Origin of the sequence: Pseudomonas marvdashtae (genome assembly GCF_014268655.2) — a bacterium.
Lineage (GTDB): Bacteria > Pseudomonadota > Gammaproteobacteria > Pseudomonadales > Pseudomonadaceae > Aquipseudomonas > Aquipseudomonas marvdashtae.
This window is the reverse complement of record NZ_JABWQX020000001.1, coordinates 1,008,009-1,027,708: the sequence shown is the minus strand read 5'-3', so window position 1 is coordinate 1,027,708 and position 19,700 is coordinate 1,008,009. Positions and strand designations below refer to the sequence as shown.

Here is a 19,700-nt window from a genome sequence, read left to right as displayed (position 1 = left end):
CACGGAACAAAAACAAGAGAGTGAAACGACAGAACGCAGTAGCTCTAAAACCATTTCGATTTTGTAGGAGTAACACACATGATTCCGGTGATCTTGTCAGGTGGTAGCGGCTCACGTCTTTGGCCGCTTTCGCGCAAGCAGTTCCCTAAACAGTTCCTGGCCCTGACCGGCGAGCACACTCTGTTCCAACAGACCCTCGAACGCCTGGTGTTCGAAGGCATGGACACGCCAATCGTGGTCTGCAACAAAGACCACCGCTTCATCGTCAACGAGCAACTGTCCGCTCGCAACCTGGAAGCCCAGCGCATCCTGATGGAACCGTTCGGGCGCAACACCGCGCCGGCCGTTGCCCTGACTGCGATGATGCTGGTCAACGAAGGCCGCGACGAGCTGATGCTGGTGTTGCCGGCCGACCACGTGGTGGAAGACCAGAAAGCCCTGCAACGCGCTTTGGCCCTGGCCACCGTGGCCGCCGAGCGTGGCGAAATGGTCCTGTTCGGCGTACCGGCCACCAAGCCGGAAACCGGCTACGGCTATATCAAGTCGACCAACGATGCCCTGCTGCCTGAAGGCGTCAGCCGCGTCTCGCACTTCGTCGAAAAACCCGACGTCAAGCGCGCCACTGAATTCGTCGAAGCCGGCGGCTACTTCTGGAACAGCGGCATGTTCCTGTTCCGCGCCAGCCGTTTCCTCGAAGAGCTGAAAAAGCACGATCCGGACATCTACGACACCTGCCTCCTGACCCTGGAGCGCAGCGAGCAGACCGCCGACACCATCACCTTCGACGAAGCCACCTTCGCCTGCTGCCCGGACAACTCCATCGACTACGCCGTCATGGAAAAGACCCAGCGCGCCTGCGTGGTGCCGCTGTCGGCCGGCTGGAGCGATGTCGGTTGCTGGGCGTCGCTGTGGGAAGTCAATGCAAAAGACACCAACGGCAACGTCACCAAGGGCGACGTCGTGATCCAGGACAGCCGCAATTGCATGATCCATGGCAACGGCAAACTGGTGTCGGTGATCGGCCTGGACAACATCGTCGTGGTCGAAACCAAAGACGCCATGATGATCGCCCACAAGGACAAGGTCCAAGGCGTCAAGCAACTGGTCAACACCCTCAACGCCCAGGGCCGCAGCGAAACCCAGAACCACTGCGAGGTCTATCGTCCGTGGGGTTCCTATGACTCGGTGGACATGGGCGGTCGTTTCCAGGTCAAGCACATCTCGGTCAAGCCGGGCGCGTGCCTGTCGCTGCAGATGCACCACCACCGCGCCGAACACTGGATCGTGGTCAGCGGCACCGCCGAAGTGACCTGCGACGAGAACGTGTTCCTGCTCTGCGAAAACCAGTCGACCTACATCCCGATCGCGTCGGTCCACCGCCTGCGCAACCCGGGCAAGATCCCATTGGAAATCATCGAAGTGCAGTCCGGCAGCTACCTGGGTGAAGATGACATCGAGCGTTTCGAAGACATCTACGGTCGCTCCACCCCGATCGAACGTGGCGTGTCGGTGAAGACCATCGCGCAGTAACGATCAGCCGTACAAGAAGCCCCCATCCAGCCCACTGCGTCCCCTATCCGCAGCGGGTTGGGCGGGGGCTTTTTTTGGGTTCAGGCGGCGAGCCGCCTTGGGCCTGATGTCACGGCTTTTTTAAGCCACGTTTTGACTTTTATCGAGCCAGGAATCTTGATTTCAAGACTGCCTCCGAAGGCTGTATCGATCTTATCGAGCAGGGCGCGAGGCTCCATTCTTCCGACTTGTACAGCAGGAACTGCTGATTTTGCCAACAGCATTGCCTTCAAGTCTTTCAAATGACCTCTCACCATAGGTACCGTCTCGAGTTTCGAGTGCTCCGGGGCCAGAACATCTGGAGAGGCGAAAAACTCCACATTTTTGAAGTCCACGCCAAGAGCCTCTTGCAACGCCTGCTCGTCTTCAAGATCGTACTCAGCATAGTGAGTCGCCGAAGCGAGAAACGCGCGATCATTTACCTCATCATTAATGACCAAGAGAAAAAAGGTGAAGCCCATATTGCCTGCCTGGGTCCAGTCTTTTTCATTTGTGTTACCGCTCTTGTCCCCCAGCTTCTTCACGCCCTGTTGAACCAAGGCAAAATTCGAGGTGATTTCACTGAATGGCGGCTCGCCGCCGGACTGAGTGTAGTGCCGCAACTTGAAACGCTTATCCTCTGTTTTTGCCATGACGTTGGGCGCTGCCTTGGCTGTTATGAAATTCAATTTACCCGCTGTGATTTCTTCCATCATGGTGAAAGGTAGTTGCCTGTCCTTATCACTGTACTTAGCCGAATAGCGGTCGAAAATGCCCTTTGCCGTTAGCTTAGGTTCAGATACGAATTCAAGTCGGCGAAACGGCACAGCAGGATTGATGAACGGCGCTTTCTCACCTTTTTTTGTCTCCGGCCCGCTCACCACATCCTCTTTTCCGCGCCCATCCGTATCCACAAAAGTAAGCGGATTGTTTCCCACCATCGCGTATAGATTCAAACCCTCCACCGCCCCCGCCGGGTCCGGATTCACCCAACGCTGCAACCACGGGACGTAATAACGAAAACCGTAGTAGTAAAGCCCCGTCGCATCCCGCTCCTTGCCTGAATAACGGACCGTCTTGTAACTCACCTCGGTTGTATCGCTCCCGGCCAGGTAAGCCGTTTCACCAAACGGATAAAAGTGCTCCTGACTGATGATCCGCCCGTCCTGGGCCAGTTCCAGGCCGACCGAGCCCAAGTGATCCGCAATGCTGTATCGATAGCAGTCGTTCTCGCCGGTCGGCGATGCGCTTTCCCAATGCAGGACGCGGACGCCGCTGAGCCCGCCATCGGCGACGATTACCTGCAACGCCTCGCCCGTGCCGCTGTCTGCGCGCAGTTCCAGCCCCGGCAAATAACGTACTTCGGCGGACAGCGTGCGAGCGCCGGTTTGCAGGGTGCGAAGCTTGCGCACGCGATGCCCGCCGCCGTCATAGATATAGGCCTCGCTATCGTTGAGCCCCGAGGCGCGTTCGATGGGCGTGACCGAACTCAACTGGTTACGCAGGTCCCACGCCAGGAATCGGCCTGCGTCCAATTCCAGGCAATTGCCCCGCGCATCGAACGCGGCGGCGATTTCCTCTTCCGTGGGCGGCACGCCATTGCGGTATGGCAGGCAGCGATTGCTGTACTGGGCCGCTTTGATTTCCCGGCCATGGCTTTGGGCACCGACGTGCGTCAGCTCCAATAAATTACCGGCCTCGTCGTAGCGGTAGGTCTGCCGGTAATTGCTGACCGCCGTCGGGTCGTTGCGCTCCACGGCGTTCGGCCCCTGATTGGCGGCGCCCGCCTCCCACCCCGTGGCTTCGATCAGTTGGTAGAGACTGTCGTAGACAAAACGGCTGACCGGCTCGATGCGCTGGTTGGCGAAGTAGCGGATCGGCAAGACTTGATCCTCGATGCCGAGCACATTGCCCATGGGGTCATAGTCGTAGAGCAAGTGTTGCAATACATCGCCCGCGCGCACGGCTTGGCGCTCGATCAGTCGACCGTCTTCGGGGCTGTAGGTGAGCGTGGTCTGGACGTCGTTGCCGGCCGTCTCCTGTTCGATCTGCCCGAAGGCGTCGTAGCGAATGTCGCTCACCAGCGACTGCCAATCGCCCTGCCCCGCCAACTGCAATTGACTGCCAGACATCCGGCCATCAAGCGTCAGACGTTGCCATTGTCGATTTCCCCTGGCATCGACCTGCTCCAGCACATCCCCCAGCGGCCCGACGCGCGACGTCGAAACGGCGCCGTCACCGGGTTCAAGCAAGAGCTCGCGATCAGCCTCCAACTCCGGCCAATCGACTTGAGCCGCGTCGAGAATGAAACGACGATCCTGGACAAGGTTTTGCCCGGTCAGGGCAAACGACGCCAGCACCAGCGTCCCCGCCGGGTCGTCGTGACGGATCAATTGCCCATGCTGGTTGTGGTCTTGATCGCCCTGGCCCGGATATCCGTAGGTCATGCGCTCGGTGCAGCGACGTGGCTGGCTGGTGCCTTGCTCGAACACCGCCACGGGACGCAGCAGGTTGTCATATAAAACCTCACGTTGCGTCCCTCGACCGTCCCAGCCCAGCAAGCCTTCATCGGCAAGACCGGGCAGACCGGTCTGTATGCCCGCGTCGACGCTGTCCGTATGCAGCGTGGCGCCGGACAGCGAATAGATCGCCGAAAGATTGGCCGGCGCCGTCTCATCCGTCCGTTGCAAAGCCCACAAGCGCGGATCCCACTGTTTCACCGCGCGCCTGGCCATATCGAAGCGGCTGCGGTTGATGCGTCGCTGCGCAGGGCCATGCTCGACGTTGCGGCAATAGCCCACCGAACGCACCGGCAAACCGCGCGCGTCGACAGCAATCAGTGTTGGTGTTTTATGATCCATACTCATTCAGCAGTGCCCGTCATGACGCCATGGTTCTACAGGCCATCTAATCAACGGTCCGGCAAGACTGCCTACTGTCAGATGTGACAGTGGCGACAGGCGGGCAACCAATCGCGGTACGCAGACAAGACAATCCGGAGCATTCCGCCGTTTTTTTGCTGATTATCGGGGCATCCAAGCAGTATTTAGCTGCAATTATTGGTTAGTCACGTGCACCCGCATGGACTGGACTTTGCGAACCCTCATTTTTGAAAAAACAGTGACCGATGCGTTCGAGCGATTGAACAGAGAGACTTTTCGGTCTGGTGTATATTTTTCGATCGAAGCCGTCCCCTGGGTGGTCTGATAAATAATTTTCCAGGCTTGCGCCTCTTGGTCGAATTTCATAAAGGCAAAGGCGGTGGTGACCTCTTCCTGTTGGCCTTTGGCGCCCAAGGCATAGCCGTAGTCCTTGTAGCCCATTACCGCGCCAAGTCCGAACCCATGCTCGCTGTCAGCTAAATCATTGTATTCGGCGTTTTCCTTACCGCCTTGGACATGCCGAACACGGAGTACATTGTCGTTGAGCTGATCCACCGTCAGCGAACAACCGCTGAACCCAGGGGTGAACACATAGTCTGGATGGCTCCGCCCGGGGTCAACCGGTATGTCGACATAGCCGCCCTGAGGCGCCCAGAACGCCAATATCGCATTATTTTTTTCGGGAATGTCCCACGGACCTTCCAAGACTTTCAGCGCATTAAAGGTTCCGCTACCTGCTCCGGAATAGCTGAATTTTTCCATTGTGAACAGGAGCTTGGCCCCGCCTTGCCTGTTGTTTAACTCAGAAGAAACATTGCGAGCAGTGTTCAACAATTGAGTGGTTATCTCCACTTTGTTGAGTTCGGTTTCAGTAAGCGCATTATGGATATTGGTCGTCGTTGCGACTGCCGGTACATTGCGCTGAAAAGCGCCGGTATCAGCACGCTCCGCCCCTGGGATATCGCGTTCAGCACCCACCGCAATCACCGGGTTCCACAGCCCATTGGACAGCTTTTTAGTAATGGCGCCATCGTCATCGATAAAACTGACCGGGTTGTTTCGAGTCATCCAGTAAAGGTTCAAACCATCCACCACCCCCACCGGGTCCGGGTTCACCCAACGCTGCAACCACGGGACGTAATAACGAAAGCCATAGTAATAAAGCCCCGTCGCATCCCGCTCCTTGCCCGAATAGCGTACGGTCTTGTAACTCACCTCGGTTGCATCGCTCCCGGCCAGATAAGCCGTTTCACCAAACGGATAAAAGTGCTCCCGGCTGATAACCCGCCCGTCCTGGGCCAATTCCAGGCCGACCGAGCCCAAGTGATCCGCAATGCTGTATCGATAGCAGTCGTTCTCGCCGGTCGGCGATGCGCTTTCCCAATGCAGGACGCGGACGCCGCTGAGCCCGCCATCGGCGACGATTACCTGCAACGCCTCGCCCGTGCCGCTGTCTGCGCGCAGTTCCAGCCCCGGCAAATAACGTACTTCGGCGGACAGCGTGCGAGCGCCGGTTTGCAGGGTGCGAAGCTTGCGCACGCGTTGCCCGCCGCCGTCATAGATATAGGCCTCGCTATCGTTGAGCCCCGAGGCGCGTTCGATGGGCGTGACCGAACTCAACCGGTTGCGCAAATCCCACGCCAGGAACCGTCCCGCATCCAGTTCCAGGCAGTTTCCCCGAGCGTCGAACGCAGCGGCGATTTCCTCTTCCGTGGGCGGCACGCCATTGCGGTATGGCAGGCAGCGATTGCTGTACTGGGCCGCTTTGATTTCCCGGCCATGGCTTTGGGCACCGACGTGGGTCAGTTCCAATAAATTACCGGCCTCGTCGTGGCGGTAGGTCTGCCGGTAATTGCTGACCGCCGTCGGGTCGTTGCGCTCCACGGCGTTCGGCCCCTGATTGGCGGCGCCCGCCTCCCACCCCGTGGCTTCGATCAGTTGGTAGAGACTGTCGTAGACAAAACGGCTGACCGGCTCGACACGCTGGTTGGCGAAGTAGCGGATCGGCTGTTTTTTGTCTTCGATGCTCAATACGTTGCCCATGGGGTCATAGGCGTAAAGCAAATGTTGCAGTACATCGCCCGCGCGCACGGCTTGGCGCTCGATCAGTCGACCGTCTTCGGGGCTGTAGGTGAGCGTGGTCTGGACGTCGTTGCCGGCCGTCTCCTGTTCGATCTGCCCGAAGGCGTCGTAGCGAATGTCGCTCACCAGCGACTGCCAATCGCCCTGCCCCGCCAACTGCAATTGACTGCCAGACATCCGGCCATCAAGCGTCAGACGTTGCCATTGTCGATTTCCCCTGGCATCGACCTGCTCCAGCACATCCCCCAGCGGCCCGACGCGCCACGTCGAAACGGCGCCGTCACCGGGTTCAAGCAAGAGCTCGCGATCAGCCTCCAACTCCGGCCAATCGACTTGAGCCGCGTCGAGAATGAAACGACGATCCTGGACAAGGTTTTGCCCGGTCAGGGCAAACGACGCCAGCACCAGCGTCCCCGCCGGGTCGTCGTGACGGATCAATTGCCCATGCTGGTTGTGGTCTTGATCGCCCTGGCCCGGATATCCGTAGGTCATGCGCTCGGTGCAGCGACGTGGCAGCCCGTGACCTTGCTCGAACACGGCCACCGGACGCAGCGAGTCATCGTAAAGGTTCTCCTGCTGCGTCCCTCGGCCATCCCATCCGAGTAAACCTTCGCCAGCGAGGCCCGACAGACCGATCTGCATGCCCGCGTCAACGCTGTCCGTAAGCAACGTGGCGCCGGACAGCGAATAGATCGCCGAAAGATTGGCCGGCGTCGATTCGTCATTTTCCTGCAAGGCCCACAAGCGCGGATCCCACTGTTTCACCGCGCGCCCGGCCATATCGAAGCGGCTGCGGTTGATGCGTCGCTGCGCGGGGCTGCCCACAAGGCTGCGGCAATAGCCGACCGTGCGAACCGCCAAGCCTCTCGGATCGGAGGCAGTCAGCGTTGGTGTTCGATAATCCACACCCATCATCCAGTGTCCCGTCGTAGCGCCAGGGTGGTCGCAGACCATCAAACCTCGACTCCACAACGTTGCCTACTGTCAGATGTGACAGTGACGACCGGCGGCCAAAAGGCAGGTGAATACCCATTTCCCGCCCCCTTCGGTAGGATGTGGCGAAGGTCACGGAGGCTTCAACCATGCTCATCGGCGTTTTGCTGGTCATCACCTGGCTCATCCTGCTGTTGCGCTACCCGGCCAAGGCCTTGCCGGTCTCCCTGGCGGCGTTCATCGGGCTGGGGCTGGTCGCGGCGTGGGTGCTTTGGCAGGAAAACCGCGAAACCCGGCAGCTGGATCGCCTGGATGTGCGCATTGCCTATGCGCCTGAGCGCTGCCCTGCTGATCGTCCGCTGTCGTTGAGCCTGAAAAATGGCAACGACGTGCCGTTGACCGAGCTGCACTGGCGTATAGCGGCCTACGCGCCCGGCGACACCATCAACCTGGCCGAAAACGTCTACAGCTCACCCCGCTATCGCGGCCCTGGCGAATTGCAACCTGGCGCCGACTGGCAAGACTGCCTGCCGTTGCCGCCGTTGCGCCCCGGTTATCGCCCGCAAACGCTGGAGTTTCGTGCCGAGCGGTTGCAGGGTAGTTTTTCCAACTGATTCCATCACAACGTTACCCAAGGAAAGCGCCATGCCCGTTGCGTTGATCACCGGATGTTCCAGCGGCATCGGCCGCGCCCTCGCCGACGTCTTCAAGGCCTCCGGTTACCAAGTCTGGGCCAGTGCGCGCAGGGCTGAAGATGTGGCACTGCTCAGCGCCGCCGGGTTCACTGCCGTGCAACTGGACGTTAACGACGGCGCGGCCTTGGAACAGTTGAGTGAAAGGATCAACCAGCAACATGGCGGCCTTGATGTCCTGATCAACAACGCCGGTTATGGCGCCATGGGGCCGCTGCTGGACGGCGGTGTGCCGGCCATGCAGCGCCAGTTCGAAACCAACGTGTTCGCCCTCGTCGGCGTGACCCGCGCGCTATTTCCAGTGCTACGGCGTGCCAAGGGGTTGGTGGTGAATATCGGCAGCGTTTCCGGGGTGCTGGTCACGCCATTCGCCGGCGCCTATTGCGCCTCCAAGGCAGCGGTGCATGCCTTGAGCGATGCGCTGCGCATGGAACTGGCGCCGTTCGGCATCCGGGTGATGGAAGTCCAGCCCGGCGCCATCGCCTCCAGCTTCGCCAAGAATGCCGGTCATGAAGCCGAACGGCTGATCAGCGAACAGTCGCCCTGGTGGCCGCTGCGTGAAGGTATCCGTGCCCGGGCCAAGGCTTCCCAGGACAACCCGACCCCGGCCAGCGAATTCGCCGCAGGGCTGCTCAAAGCCGTGCAACAACCCAAACCGCCGCGCTTGTTGCGTCTGGGCAATGGCAGCCGGGCGTTGCCATTGATGGCGGCTTTGTTACCCAAGGCGCTGCTGGAGAAGGGATTGATGAAACGGTTTGGGTTGGGTCGGGCGCTTTAATCATAAAGGGGCAACGAGTTTAGGGCTGCTGTGCAGCCCAACGGGGATAAATCCCCTCGCCACAGGAGCTTTATGCAACCTCAGCGCTTAGGTTCTACCACCACCGTGCACGTCATCCCCGCCGCCAGCAACACGCCATCCGGCACCTCGTCCAGGTGAATGCGCACCGGTACCCGCTGGGCCAGGCGCACCCAGTTGAACGTGGGGTTTACGTCGGCGACCAATTCGCGGCTTTGGGGATTGTCGCGGTCGTAGATCCCCCGGGAAATACTCTCCACATGCCCCTTGAGCATCTCCCCGCTCATCATTTGCAACTGCGCAGGATCGCCAACCCGCACCTTGGGCAACTTGGTTTCTTCGAAAAAGCCATAGACCCAGAACGAATTCAGATCCACCACCGCCATCTTCGCCTCGCCGATTCGCGCGTAGTCGCCCCGGTGCACGTTGAGGTTGGTGACGTAGCCGTCCACCGCCGCGCGAACTTGCGTGCGGGCAAGGTTCAGCTCCGCGGCCTCCAGTTGCGCCTGGGCGTGCTGGTAGTCGGCCAGGGCCGAGTCGGCGAGGTTGCTGGCGTCGTCACGGTTTTCACGGGAGATCACCAGGCTGTCCAGGTCGGCACGCCTGTGGGCATTGACCTTGCGCATTTCCCAGGTGGCCTTGCGCGACGCCACCAGAGAACGGGCCTGTTTGACCGCGATGCGGTAATGCTCGGGGTCGATGCGCATCAGCAGGTCGCCCTTTTTCACCTGCTGATTGTCACGCACTGGAACCTCGACCACCTCGCCGCTGACATCGGCCGCCACGTTGATGATGTCGGCCCGCACCCGGCCATCGCGGGTCCAGGGCGTGTCCATGTAATGAACCCAGAGCGTACGACCGATCCACAGCGCCAGGGCCAGCACCAGCAACGTCGCCATCAGGCTGAAAAACTTTTTCATTGCTTCGTTCTCAACGGTAGACCGCCAGCGCCAGCGCGCCGAACAGGCAGGTAAACAGGCTCAGGCGCAGCAACGCCGGATGCCAGAAAAAACGGTACAGATCCAGCCCTGAAAGGAAACGGTCCAGCACCCAGGCCAAGCCGGCAGCGATGAAAAACATCAGGGTCATGGTGGGCATGTACACGCCATGGAAGGCGATCTCACGAGGCATGTCGAGGTTCCTGGAGCAGCGGCGCGGCGTGGGCCGACAAGGGGGATTGCGGGTCCATCAGCGAGGTCCGGATAAAGTGCAGGTAGCTTTTCACCCGGCGCAGGGCCGAGGTGTCGAAATGCGCGGCGAAAGGTTCATCAGTGGCTTGCACGCGGCTGATCGCATCGTCGACCGCCACCCGCGCACGCTCCAGATTGTTCTGGCCAGGCTGGCGGAACAGCCGCACCAGCGCTCGTCCCATCAGGCGGATCGCCTGTCGCCATGGCTGGCTTTCGGCATAGGCCGGGTGCACCGGCAGGATTGCCTGTTCCTTACGCAATTCGATGACCGCGTGGCCGACCTCCAGCACCACCAACAGCCAGCGCAACAGCTCCCGTTGCACCTGCGGCTGCCCCGCCGCGAGACCGTAGGCTTGGTGCAGCAAGTCACGGCTGCGACTCTCGAAGCCCGAGGCCAGGCCCTTGAGCTTGCCGCTGATGGCAAACACCACTTGCTCGCGCAGGTCCTGTTCGAGTCGACGCCACATCCAGCGGCTGTTGGGCGGCAGGATGATCGCGCCAGCCGCCGCGCACACCAGCATGCCGAGGATCATCGCAATGTAATCGTTGATGAAGGTGTAAGGGTTGTAGACCGTCAGGTTGTCCGGCACCGAGCCGGTGCTGAAGAAAATCAGCAGCCCCAGCCCGACGCCGGCGTATTGCGGGCGTGAACTGAGGAATGAGCCCAGCATGATCACCGGCGCCAACATCACGCAGAGCAAAGCAAAGCCGTCGATCAATGGGAAGACAAAAAACATTTCGACGAAACCGATCAACGCCCCAAACAACGTCCCGCAAGCCATCTGGAACGCCATGCGCTTGGGGTTCGGCGTGGCGGCCGACAAGCCCACGGTGGCGGCAGCGATCATCGTCATGGTCGCGCCGCTCGGCCAGGCCGTGACGACCCAATAGCTGCCCAGCACCAGCAAGATAAAGGCTGCGCGAAACCCGGAAGCTGCAGCGGCCAAGCCGTTGGTCTGCGATACGAAGGGCTCGTCCCAGCGTTCGCGTTCGTGGCGATGATCGGCCAGCGACGCATGGGTCTGGGCGTAGCCGTGCAAGTCGTCGACAAAGCGATAGAGCAGCTCGTAGGCCGTATGGAAATCCAACTGCTGCGCATCACTGGGATCCGTCTCTTGGAAGAGCGCCCGCAACCGGCGCACCAAGGCCGGCAAGTCGGCCTTGTAGTCAGCCAGTGCCGCCGCCAGACGCGCCGCATCGGCATCGGTCAAGGCCCGCGCGCTGAAGCCATCGAGCAATTCGGCCAGCGTCTGCAAACCGGGTTTGATGGCGTTTACCACGTGATCCGCCCGGGCCTCGCGCAAACGGTCGAGCAACTGGTGCAAGGCATTGAAACGCGTGGTGACGCCCATGAACTCACTGTTCAAGCGGCTGAGCCGGCCGTTGCGCCGACGCATGTGCGGATCCTCGAAGACAGTCACGCTGCGCAGGCTTTCCAGGCCCACCGCTTCGGCGATGAAACCAACGTTGCGCGCCTCGAATGCCTCGGGCTGGCCGCGCCCGCGCAAGCCATCGGTGACGAACAGGGCGAATACGCCGAAGCGCTGATAAAGCGCGTTGCGCATGGCGGCGCTCGCGGTTTGCGGCAGGACCGCGGCGCTGACCAAGGTCGCACAGAGAATCCCCAAGGAAATCTCCAGTACCCGCCAGACCGCCGCCATGAACGCCGCTTCTGGATGGGCCAGGGCCGGCAGGCCGATCATTGCCGCGGTGTAGCCTGCCAGCACAAACCCGTAGGCCCGGAAATTGCGATAACGCGCCGCTCCCGCCGAGCAGATTCCGACCCAGATTGCCAGGCAGCCGAGGAACAGTTCGGTGTTCTGTGCGAACAAGGCGATCAGCGCGACCATCACCGCCGAACCGGCCAAGGTGCCGAGCAAGCGATAGAAGCTTTTGGCCAATACCTGGCCGCTCTGGGGCTGCATGACGATGAACACCGTGATCATGGCCGTGCGCGGTTGTGGCAGTTCCAGGCGCATTGCCAGCCATAACGTCAGGAACGCGGCCAACAACACTTTGAAGATGTAGACCCAGGTCACTCCGTCGCTACGGGCCCAGTCGAAGAAACCACGGCGCCATTCGAGGCGATGGAGCCGGCGCAAGGGGGCACGTAGAGTCCTCATGAAATGTCTATTTGGCACCGTGGCTCACAGCAGGCACGTCGCTGCCAGCCTCCAACCCGCCACCCAGCGCCGTCACCAGATCGGCATGAGCAGTCAATCTCGCGGCTTCTACTTGCTGAAGTACCTGTTGTTGCTTGAATAACAGGCTCTGGGCGTTGAGCACATTGAGGTAATCGGTGAGGCCACGCTGGAACGCCACCATGGCGATGTCGTAGGTGCGCTGGGCGGCGGCCACCGACTCGGCGGCGAAAGCCTGTTGCTTGTCCATCGATTCGCGGCGAATCAACTGGTCGGAAACGCTCTTGAGGGCATCCACCAGGGTCTGGTTGTAGTGCGCCACGGCGATGTCGTGACCCGCCGCGGCTTCTCCCAACGCTCCACGCAAGCGCCCTGCGTCAAAGATCGGCAGCGAGATGGCCGGCCCGACGTTGTAGGTGAGTTTCTTGCCGGTCAGAAACTCCAGCGCCCCGCCGCCGGTAGCCATGTAGCCGAGGCTGCCAACCAGATCGACATTGGGATAAAAACCGGCCCGCGCCACATCGACGCCACGGGCCTGGGCCGCCACTTGCCAGCGCGCGGCAACCACATCCGGGCGCTGGCCGAGCAGTTCGGCGGGCAACGCCGACGGCAGTTTCAACGGAGCCCCCAGCGCCAGGCTCGGCCGTTGCAGGGACGCGCCGTCTCCCGGCCCCTTGCCTGCGAGCGCCGCCAGTTGATTGCGGCTCAAGGCGATGGCTTCTTCGAGGGCGTCGAGTTGGCGATGGGTTTCGGGCAACGGCGCCTGGGCCTGGCTGACTTCAAAATGGGTGCCGATGCCGCCGTCCAGGCGTTTTTGCGCCAGTTGCCGAATCTGCTCCTGTTGAGCGAGCGTCGCGGCGACGATGTCGCGCTGGGCGTAGTGCAGCGAAAACTGGATATAGGCGCGCACAATGTTGTTCTGCAACTCCAACTGCGCCTGCCGCGCCTCGGCGACGCTGGTGTGGGCCAGATCGACAGCCTGCTCGCTGGCGTTGCGCTCGCGCCCCCATAAATCCAAGGCGTAGCTCAGGCCCAGGGCGGCGTTGTTGTCCCAGGTAGTGGTATCGGCCAGCTCGCCGGGGCCATAGAATTGATCGGTCGGCCAGTTGTGGCGCTTGAGGGTGGACTGGGCATTGATCTGCAGCGACTCGGCGGCTTGCGCGACACCGGCCATGGCCTTGGCCTGCCGCACTCGGGCGGCGGCCACGGCCAGGCTCGGGCTGTCTTGCACGGCCAAAGCGATCCAGCGATCCAGTTGCGAGTCGCCATAGGACTTCCACCATCGACGGGTGGGCCAGCGGGCCTCGCCGGCGGCCTGGCGAATCGCTTCATCGGTCGCCAGCTGGTTGGCCGACAGCGCCTTGCCTTGCGGCGCAATCCCTCCCGTGCCGATGCAACCGCCGAGGGTCAACGTCAAAACCCAAACACTGAGAGTCTTCAGCTCTGTGCTGATGCAACGCGGCACTGGCGCAAATTCCTGGGGGAGAAGGTCGGGGACCTGTGGTAACGCAGCGGACCGCACCACAGTGGCGGCAATTCTAGGCATCGCCTCCAACGGCGATAAGCCGACCTTTCTGTGATTCTTTGTTACCGTTAACGTGATAATCCGTAAGTCGGGGTCCCGTAGCGTTGTAACTTCATGTCACAATTTGGCACCTCCCAAGAGAGCCCTCCATGGACACTTTGCAAAACATGCGCGCGTTCAGCTGTGTGGCCGAAGCCGGCAGCTTCACCGCTGCCGCCGCGCAACTGGACACCACCACGGCCAACGTCTCGCGTGCGGTTTCCAACCTCGAAGCCCACCTGCAAACCCGCCTGCTCAACCGCACCACGCGCCGCATTGCGCTGACCGAGGCGGGTAAACGCTATCTGCTGCGTTGCGAGCAGATCCTGGCGTATGTCGAAGAAGCAGAAGCCGAGGCCAGCGACGCCCACGCGCGACCTGCCGGGCAGTTGAAGGTGCACACCATGACCGGCATCGGCCAGCACTTCGTGATCGACGCCATCGCTCGCTACCGCAAGACCCATCCGGACGTGACCTTCGACCTGACCCTGGCCAACCGCGTGCCAGACATCCTCGACGAGGGCTACGACGTCTCCATCGTCCTCGCCAGCGAGCTGCCGGATTCAGGTTTCGTCTCCCAGCGCCTGGGCATCACTTACAGCATCGTTTGTGCGTCGCCCGCCTATGTGAAGGCCAGCGGCTGTCCGCAAAAACCCAGCGACCTGCTCAACCACGCCTGCCTGCGCCTGGTCAGCCCGGTCATTCCGCTGGAGAAATGGGTGTTCGACGGCCCGGAAGGCCAGGAAATGGTCACGGTCAGCAATTCACCCTTCCTGGTGAATTCCGCCGATGCCATGAAAACCGCCATTACCAGCGGCATGGGCGTGGGCGTATTGCCGGTGTACGCCGCCATCGAAGGCTTGCGCAACGGCACGCTGGTGCGGGTCATGCCCAACTATCGCTCTCAGGAACTGAACCTGTACGCCATCTATCCTTCGCGCCAGTACCTGGACGCGAAGATCAAGACGTGGGTCGAGTACTTGCGAGGTTCGCTGCCGGAGATCCTGGCGGCGCACCAGGCCGAACTGACGGCGTATGAGTTGAGTGCAAGCCTGACAGGCACCCGGGTCGTGAACTGAATCGAGAATCGTGCCTGGAGAATATCAGCGCTTGCCCATCGAACGACGCGTCCCGGGAGGCGCCGCGCCGGGGGTCTTGGTGTGACCGTTCTTCGCGCCGTTCTTGTACCAGGGCTGTTGCCCGGCACCTTTGGCCGCTGCCAGTTCGCCGGGTTTGAACGGGAACTTGAAGGTCGGGATCGCCGCCGTGGCGCTTTCAGCGCTGCCACTTTCGCTGTTGGCCAGGTCAGCCTGGTCGTCGCTCGTGAGTTCGTCCACGGGCGAAGGTGTCGGGGAAGTCATGTAAGGCTCCGGTAAAGCGGGTATGCCGGGCTCGGTGAGTGAGCCGCGAAACGCAACAGTATACCTGCCCGCTATCGCCGCGCACCGGGCAGATTCAATCGAAACTGACCGTCTGACAGCAAGCCGGGACAAAACTGACAGCCGTGACAGCTAGCCGTCACCTTCCTGACGGGCTCACAACGCTATATAAGAAAGCCAGGAATTCCTCCGTCCCGAACCGGCGTTTCACGTTCATGCCTATCCAGAAAAAAACCGTCCTGCTTGTCGTGCTGTTGATCGCCCTGGCCGCCCTCGGCCTCTGGTTTGCCATCAAGCCCGTCGCCACCCGACCCAGCGCGTCCGTCGCCGTACCGGTGAGGGTCGTCAGCGTGATTGAAAAGGACGTGCCGCGCTTTGCCAGCGGTATCGGCACGGTGCTGTCGCTGCACAGCGTGGTGATCCGCCCGCAGATCGACGGCATCCTCACCCGGCTGCTGGTCAGGGAAGGACAACTGGTCAAGAAGGGAGACCTGCTGGCGAACATCGATGATCGTTCGATCCGCGCCAGCCTCGACCAGGCCCGCGCCCAACTCGGCGAGAGCCAGGCGCAACTGGCCGTGGCCCAGGTCAACCTCAAGCGCTATAAATTGCTGAGTGTCGATGACGGCGTATCCAAACAGACCTACGACCAGCAACAAGCGTTGGTCAATCAGCTCAAGGCCTCTGCCCAAGGCAACCAGGCGGCCATCGACTCGGCGCAGGTGCAACTGTCCTATACCCAGATCCGCTCCCCGGTGACCGGTCGCGTCGGCATTCGCAACGTCGATGAAGGCAACTTCCTGCGAACCAGCGATACCGAAGGCTTGTTCACGGTGACGCAGATCGACCCGATTGCGGTGGAGTTTTCCTTGCCCCAGCAGATGTTGCCCACCTTGCAACGGCTGATCGCCGCCCCCGACCAAGCCTTGGTCAAAGCCTACATCGGCGCCGATGACGCCACCGGGGACCCACTCGGCGAGGGGCGGCTCAGCCTCATCGACAACCAGATCAATACCAACACCGGGACCCTGCGGGCCAAGGCTGAATTCAATAACGCCGCGCAACGGCTGTGGCCGGGGCAACTGGTCACCCTGAAAATCCAGACAGCCATCGAAAAAGGCGCCCTGGTGGTGCCGCCCACCGTGGTCCAGCGCGGGCTGGAGCAACACTTCGTGTACCGGGTCAAAGGCGACAAGGTGGAAAGCGTGCCGGTAGAAATGGTCTACCAGGACAGCGGCATGCACATCATCAAAGGGGTGAACGCCGGCGACCAATTGGTGAGCGACGGCCAGTCACGGCTCAAGCCCGGCGCCAGCGTCCAGGTGCTCGGCGATCCGCCCGCCCTCGCCAAGACCGGGCAGGCGCAGCCATGAAGGGCCGCGGCTCGATATCGGCGTGGTGCATCGACCACCCCATCGCCACGGTGCTGCTGACATTCGCCCTGGTGTTGCTGGGGTTGATCGCCTTCCCTCGCCTGCCCGTCGCGCCGTTGCCCGAGGCGGAGTTCCCGACTATCCAGGTCAGCGCCCAGTTGCCTGGGGCCAGTCCCGAGACCATGGCTTCGTCGGTGGCGACCCCGCTGGAAGTGCAATTCAGCGCCATTCCGGGCATCACCCAGATGACCTCCAGCAGCGCGTTGGGCTCGACCAACCTGACCCTGCAATTCAGCCTCGACAAAAGCATCGACACCGCGGCCCAGGAAGTCCAGGCGGCCATCAACACCGCCGCGGGCAAGCTGCCCAACGACATGCCGAACCTGCCGACCTGGCGCAAGGTCAATCCGGCCGACAGCCCGGTGCTGATCCTCAGCATCAGCTCCGACCTGATGCCAGGCACCGAGCTGAGCGATTACGTCGAAACCCTGCTCGCCCGCCAGATCAGCCAGATCGACGGCGTCGGGCAAATCTATATCACCGGCCAGCAACGCCCGGCGATTCGGGTCCAGGCCTCGGCCGACCGACTCGCGGCCATCGGCCTGACCCTGGCCGACCTTCGCCTGTCCCTCCAGCAAGCCAGCCTCAATCTTGCCAAGGGTGCGCTGTACGGAGCGTCGAGCATTTCCACGCTGTCCACTAACGACCAGTTGTTCAAGCCCGAAGAATACGGCGAATTGATCGTTTCCTACCGGGACGGCGCGCCGGTTCACCTCAAGGACATCGCCAAAGTCGTCAACGGTTCTGAAAACGCCTACGTCCAGGCCTGGTCCGACGATCAGCCCGGGGTCAACCTGGTCATCTTCCGCCAACCGGGAGCGAACATCGTCGAGACCGTCGACCGCATCCAGGCGGCCCTGCCGACTCTGGAAGCGATGTTGCCCGCCGCGGTGCAGGTCAAGGTGATGATCGACCGTACGCAGACCATTCGGGCGTCGCTGCACGAAGTGGAAATCACCTTGGTGATCGCGGTGCTGCTGGTGGTGGCGGTGATGGCACTGTTCCTGCGCCAGCTCTCGGCGACCCTGATTGTCTCGGCGGTGCTCGGGGTGTCGTTGATCGCCAGTTTTGCCCTGATGTACGTGATGGGATTCAGCCTGAACAATTTGACCCTGGTGGCCATCGTCATCTCGGTGGGGTTCGTGGTGGACGACGCCATCGTCGTCGTGGAAAACATCCACCGACACCTGGAAGCCGGCGACGGCATGCGCGAGGCGGCGATCAAGGGAGCTGGGGAAATCGGCTTCACCGTGGTTTCCATCAGCTTCTCGCTGGTCGCGGCGTTCATCCCGCTGTTGTTCATGGGCGGCGTGGTCGGCCGTCTGTTCAAGGAGTTCGCCCTGACGGCCACCTCGACCATCCTGATTTCGGTGGTGGTGTCCCTGACACTGGCACCAACCCTGGCGGCGCTGTTCATGCGCGCCCCGACGCACCATGTTCACGCCAAGCCCGGGTTCGGCGAACGTCTGCTGGGTTGGTACGAGCAGGGCTTGCGCAAGGCCCTCGCCCACCAGAAGCTGATGATCGGCGTGTTCGGCCTGACCCTGGCGCTCGCCGTGGTGGGCTACGTGTTCATTCCCAAGGGTTTCTTCCCGGTACAAGACACCGGCCTGGTGCTGGGCACCAGCGAAGCGGCCGCCGACGTGTCGTTCCCGGACATGGTGGCCAAGCACAAGGCCCTGGCCGAGATCGTCGCCGCCGACCCGGCGGTGCAGACTTTCTCCCACTCCGTCGGCGTCTCGGGCAACAACCAGACCATCGCCAACGGCCGCTTCTGGATCGCCCTCAAGCCCCGGGGCGAGCGCGATGTCTCGGCCAGCGGCTTCATCGACCGGATCCGTCCAAAATTGCTGAAGATTCCCGGCGTCGTGCTGTACCTGCGGGCAGGGCAAGACATCAACCTCAGCTCCGGCCCCAGCCGCGCCCAGTATCAATACGTGCTCAAGAGCAATGACGGACCGACCCTCAACGCCTGGACCCAGAAACTCACCGACAAGCTGCGCGGCAACCCGGCGTTCCGCGACATCTCCAACGACCTGCAACTGGGCGGCAGCATCACCCACATCAATATTGACCGCAGTGCGGCGGCGCGTTTCGGCCTGACCGCCACCGATGTCGACCAGGCGCTGTACGATGCGTTCGGCCAGCGCCAGATCAATGAATTCCAGACCGAGACCAACCAGTACAACGTAATCCTGGAGCTCGACACCCAGCAACGTGGCAAGGCCGAAAGCCTGGCGTATTTCTACCTGCGCTCGCCACTGAGCGGGGAAATGGTCCCGCTCTCGGCCCTGGCCCGCTTCGATGCGCCCACCAACGGCCCGCTGTCGATTGCCCATGACGGCATGTTCCCGGCGGCGAACCTGTCGTTCAACCTGGCGCCTGGGGTGGCGCTGGGCGATGCGGTGCGCCAGCTCGACCAGGCCAAGAACGAGATCGGCATGCCCGCCGCCATCACCGGTAATTTCCAGGGCGCGGCCCAGGCGTTTCAAAGTTCGCTGGCGAGCCAGCCGTGGCTGATCCTCGCCGCGCTGGTGGCGGTGTACATAATCCTCGGCGTGCTCTACGAGAGTTTCGTGCACCCGCTGACGATCATCTCTACCTTGCCCTCGGCCGGCCTTGGCGCGCTGATCATGCTCTGGCTGCTGGGCCAGGACTTTTCGATCATGGCGTTGATCGGGCTGGTGCTACTGATCGGCATCGTCAAGAAGAACGGCATACTGATGATCGACTTCGCCCTCGACGCCCAACGCAATGGCGGGATGACGCCGCAGGAAGCGATTTTCCAGGCCTGTCTGACCCGCTTCCGTCCGATCATCATGACCACCCTGGCTGCCCTGCTCGGTGCCCTGCCGCTGATGCTCGGCTACGGCGCTGGCGCGGAACTGCGCCAGCCCCTGGGCATCGCGGTGGTTGGCGGCCTGCTGGTAAGCCAGGCGCTGACGTTGTTCACCACGCCGGTCATATACTTGTGGCTCGAGCGACTGTTCCATCGGCCCGCCCAGCATCCAGGGCCGGCGCCGACGGCGGCGCTGGCAAGCACAGACCACTGAGGCGGGC

Annotated in this window: 13 protein-coding genes; 6 read left to right on the top strand and 7 right to left on the bottom strand. The window is 61.7% G+C overall.

The window, feature by feature from the left end; genetic code table 11:
• The first annotated feature begins 78 nt into the window (after nt 1–78).
• Nucleotides 79–1,530 (top strand): mannose-1-phosphate guanylyltransferase/mannose-6-phosphate isomerase, encoded by a 1,452-nt coding sequence (locus HU742_RS04765; protein ID WP_186610970.1) that lies wholly within the window; start codon nt 79–81, stop codon nt 1,528–1,530.
• 80 nt (nt 1,531–1,610) lie between these two features.
• Here the strand turns inward: HU742_RS04765 and HU742_RS04760 are convergent, their stop codons facing one another.
• On the bottom strand, nt 1,611–4,415 hold the full coding sequence (locus tag HU742_RS04760) for an RHS repeat domain-containing protein (RefSeq protein WP_217828366.1): 2,805 nt from the start codon (nt 4,413–4,415) through the stop codon (nt 1,611–1,613).
• Between the two features lie 189 nt (nt 4,416–4,604).
• Nucleotides 4,605–7,424 (bottom strand): RHS repeat-associated core domain-containing protein, encoded by a 2,820-nt coding sequence (locus HU742_RS04755; protein WP_217828371.1) that lies wholly within the window; start codon nt 7,422–7,424, stop codon nt 4,605–4,607.
• A 170-nt stretch (nt 7,425–7,594) separates the two neighbouring features.
• Here HU742_RS04755 and HU742_RS04750 point away from each other — a divergent pair, with 170 nt between their 5' ends.
• Entirely contained in the window at nt 7,595–8,059 is a 465-nt protein-coding gene (locus tag HU742_RS04750) for a multidrug transporter (RefSeq protein WP_186638383.1), read from the top strand.
• 31 nt (nt 8,060–8,090) lie between these two features.
• Nucleotides 8,091–8,915: an SDR family oxidoreductase gene (locus tag HU742_RS04745; protein ID WP_186643794.1), complete on the top strand. Its 825-nt coding sequence runs from the start codon at nt 8,091–8,093 to the stop codon at nt 8,913–8,915.
• A gap of 80 nt (nt 8,916–8,995) precedes the next feature.
• Here HU742_RS04745 and HU742_RS04740 read toward each other — a convergent pair whose 3' ends face one another.
• The 4 genes from HU742_RS04740 to HU742_RS04725 are packed head-to-tail and all read right to left on the bottom strand — an operon-like array spanning nt 8,996 to nt 13,729.
• Nucleotides 8,996–9,853, bottom strand: a complete 858-nt coding sequence (locus HU742_RS04740) for an efflux RND transporter periplasmic adaptor subunit (protein ID WP_186638381.1) — start codon at nt 9,851–9,853, stop codon at nt 8,996–8,998.
• A gap of 10 nt (nt 9,854–9,863) precedes the next feature.
• On the bottom strand, nt 9,864–10,064 hold the full coding sequence (locus HU742_RS04735; RefSeq protein ID WP_186638379.1) for a DUF1656 domain-containing protein: 201 nt from the start codon (nt 10,062–10,064) through the stop codon (nt 9,864–9,866).
• Entirely contained in the window at nt 10,054–12,246 is a 2,193-nt protein-coding gene (locus HU742_RS04730) for an FUSC family protein (RefSeq protein WP_186643796.1), read from the bottom strand. Before HU742_RS04730 ends, HU742_RS04735 begins: the two co-directional genes overlap by 11 nt.
• A 7-nt stretch (nt 12,247–12,253) precedes the next feature.
• Complete coding sequence (locus HU742_RS04725) at nt 12,254–13,729, bottom strand: efflux transporter outer membrane subunit (RefSeq protein ID WP_186643798.1); 1,476 nt, start codon at nt 13,727–13,729, stop codon at nt 12,254–12,256.
• Between the two features lie 209 nt (nt 13,730–13,938).
• Here HU742_RS04725 and HU742_RS04720 point away from each other — a divergent pair, with 209 nt between their 5' ends.
• The gene (locus HU742_RS04720; RefSeq protein WP_186638370.1) at nt 13,939–14,907 is read left to right on the top strand and encodes a LysR family transcriptional regulator; all 969 of its coding nucleotides are present in this window, start codon (nt 13,939–13,941) and stop codon (nt 14,905–14,907) included.
• 24 nt (nt 14,908–14,931) lie between these two features.
• Here the strand turns inward: HU742_RS04720 and HU742_RS04715 are convergent, their stop codons facing one another.
• Entirely contained in the window at nt 14,932–15,189 is a 258-nt protein-coding gene (locus HU742_RS04715) for a hypothetical protein (RefSeq protein WP_186638367.1), read from the bottom strand.
• A 233-nt stretch (nt 15,190–15,422) separates the two neighbouring features.
• On the opposite strand from HU742_RS04715, the gene HU742_RS04710 reads away from it, so the two are divergent.
• The gene (locus tag HU742_RS04710; RefSeq protein WP_186638364.1) at nt 15,423–16,580 is read left to right on the top strand and encodes an efflux RND transporter periplasmic adaptor subunit; all 1,158 of its coding nucleotides are present in this window, start codon (nt 15,423–15,425) and stop codon (nt 16,578–16,580) included.
• Nucleotides 16,577–19,693, top strand: a complete 3,117-nt coding sequence (locus tag HU742_RS04705) for a multidrug efflux RND transporter permease subunit (protein WP_186643800.1) — start codon at nt 16,577–16,579, stop codon at nt 19,691–19,693. Before HU742_RS04710 ends, HU742_RS04705 begins: the two co-directional genes overlap by 4 nt.
• Nucleotides 19,694–19,700: the final 7 nt, after the last annotated feature.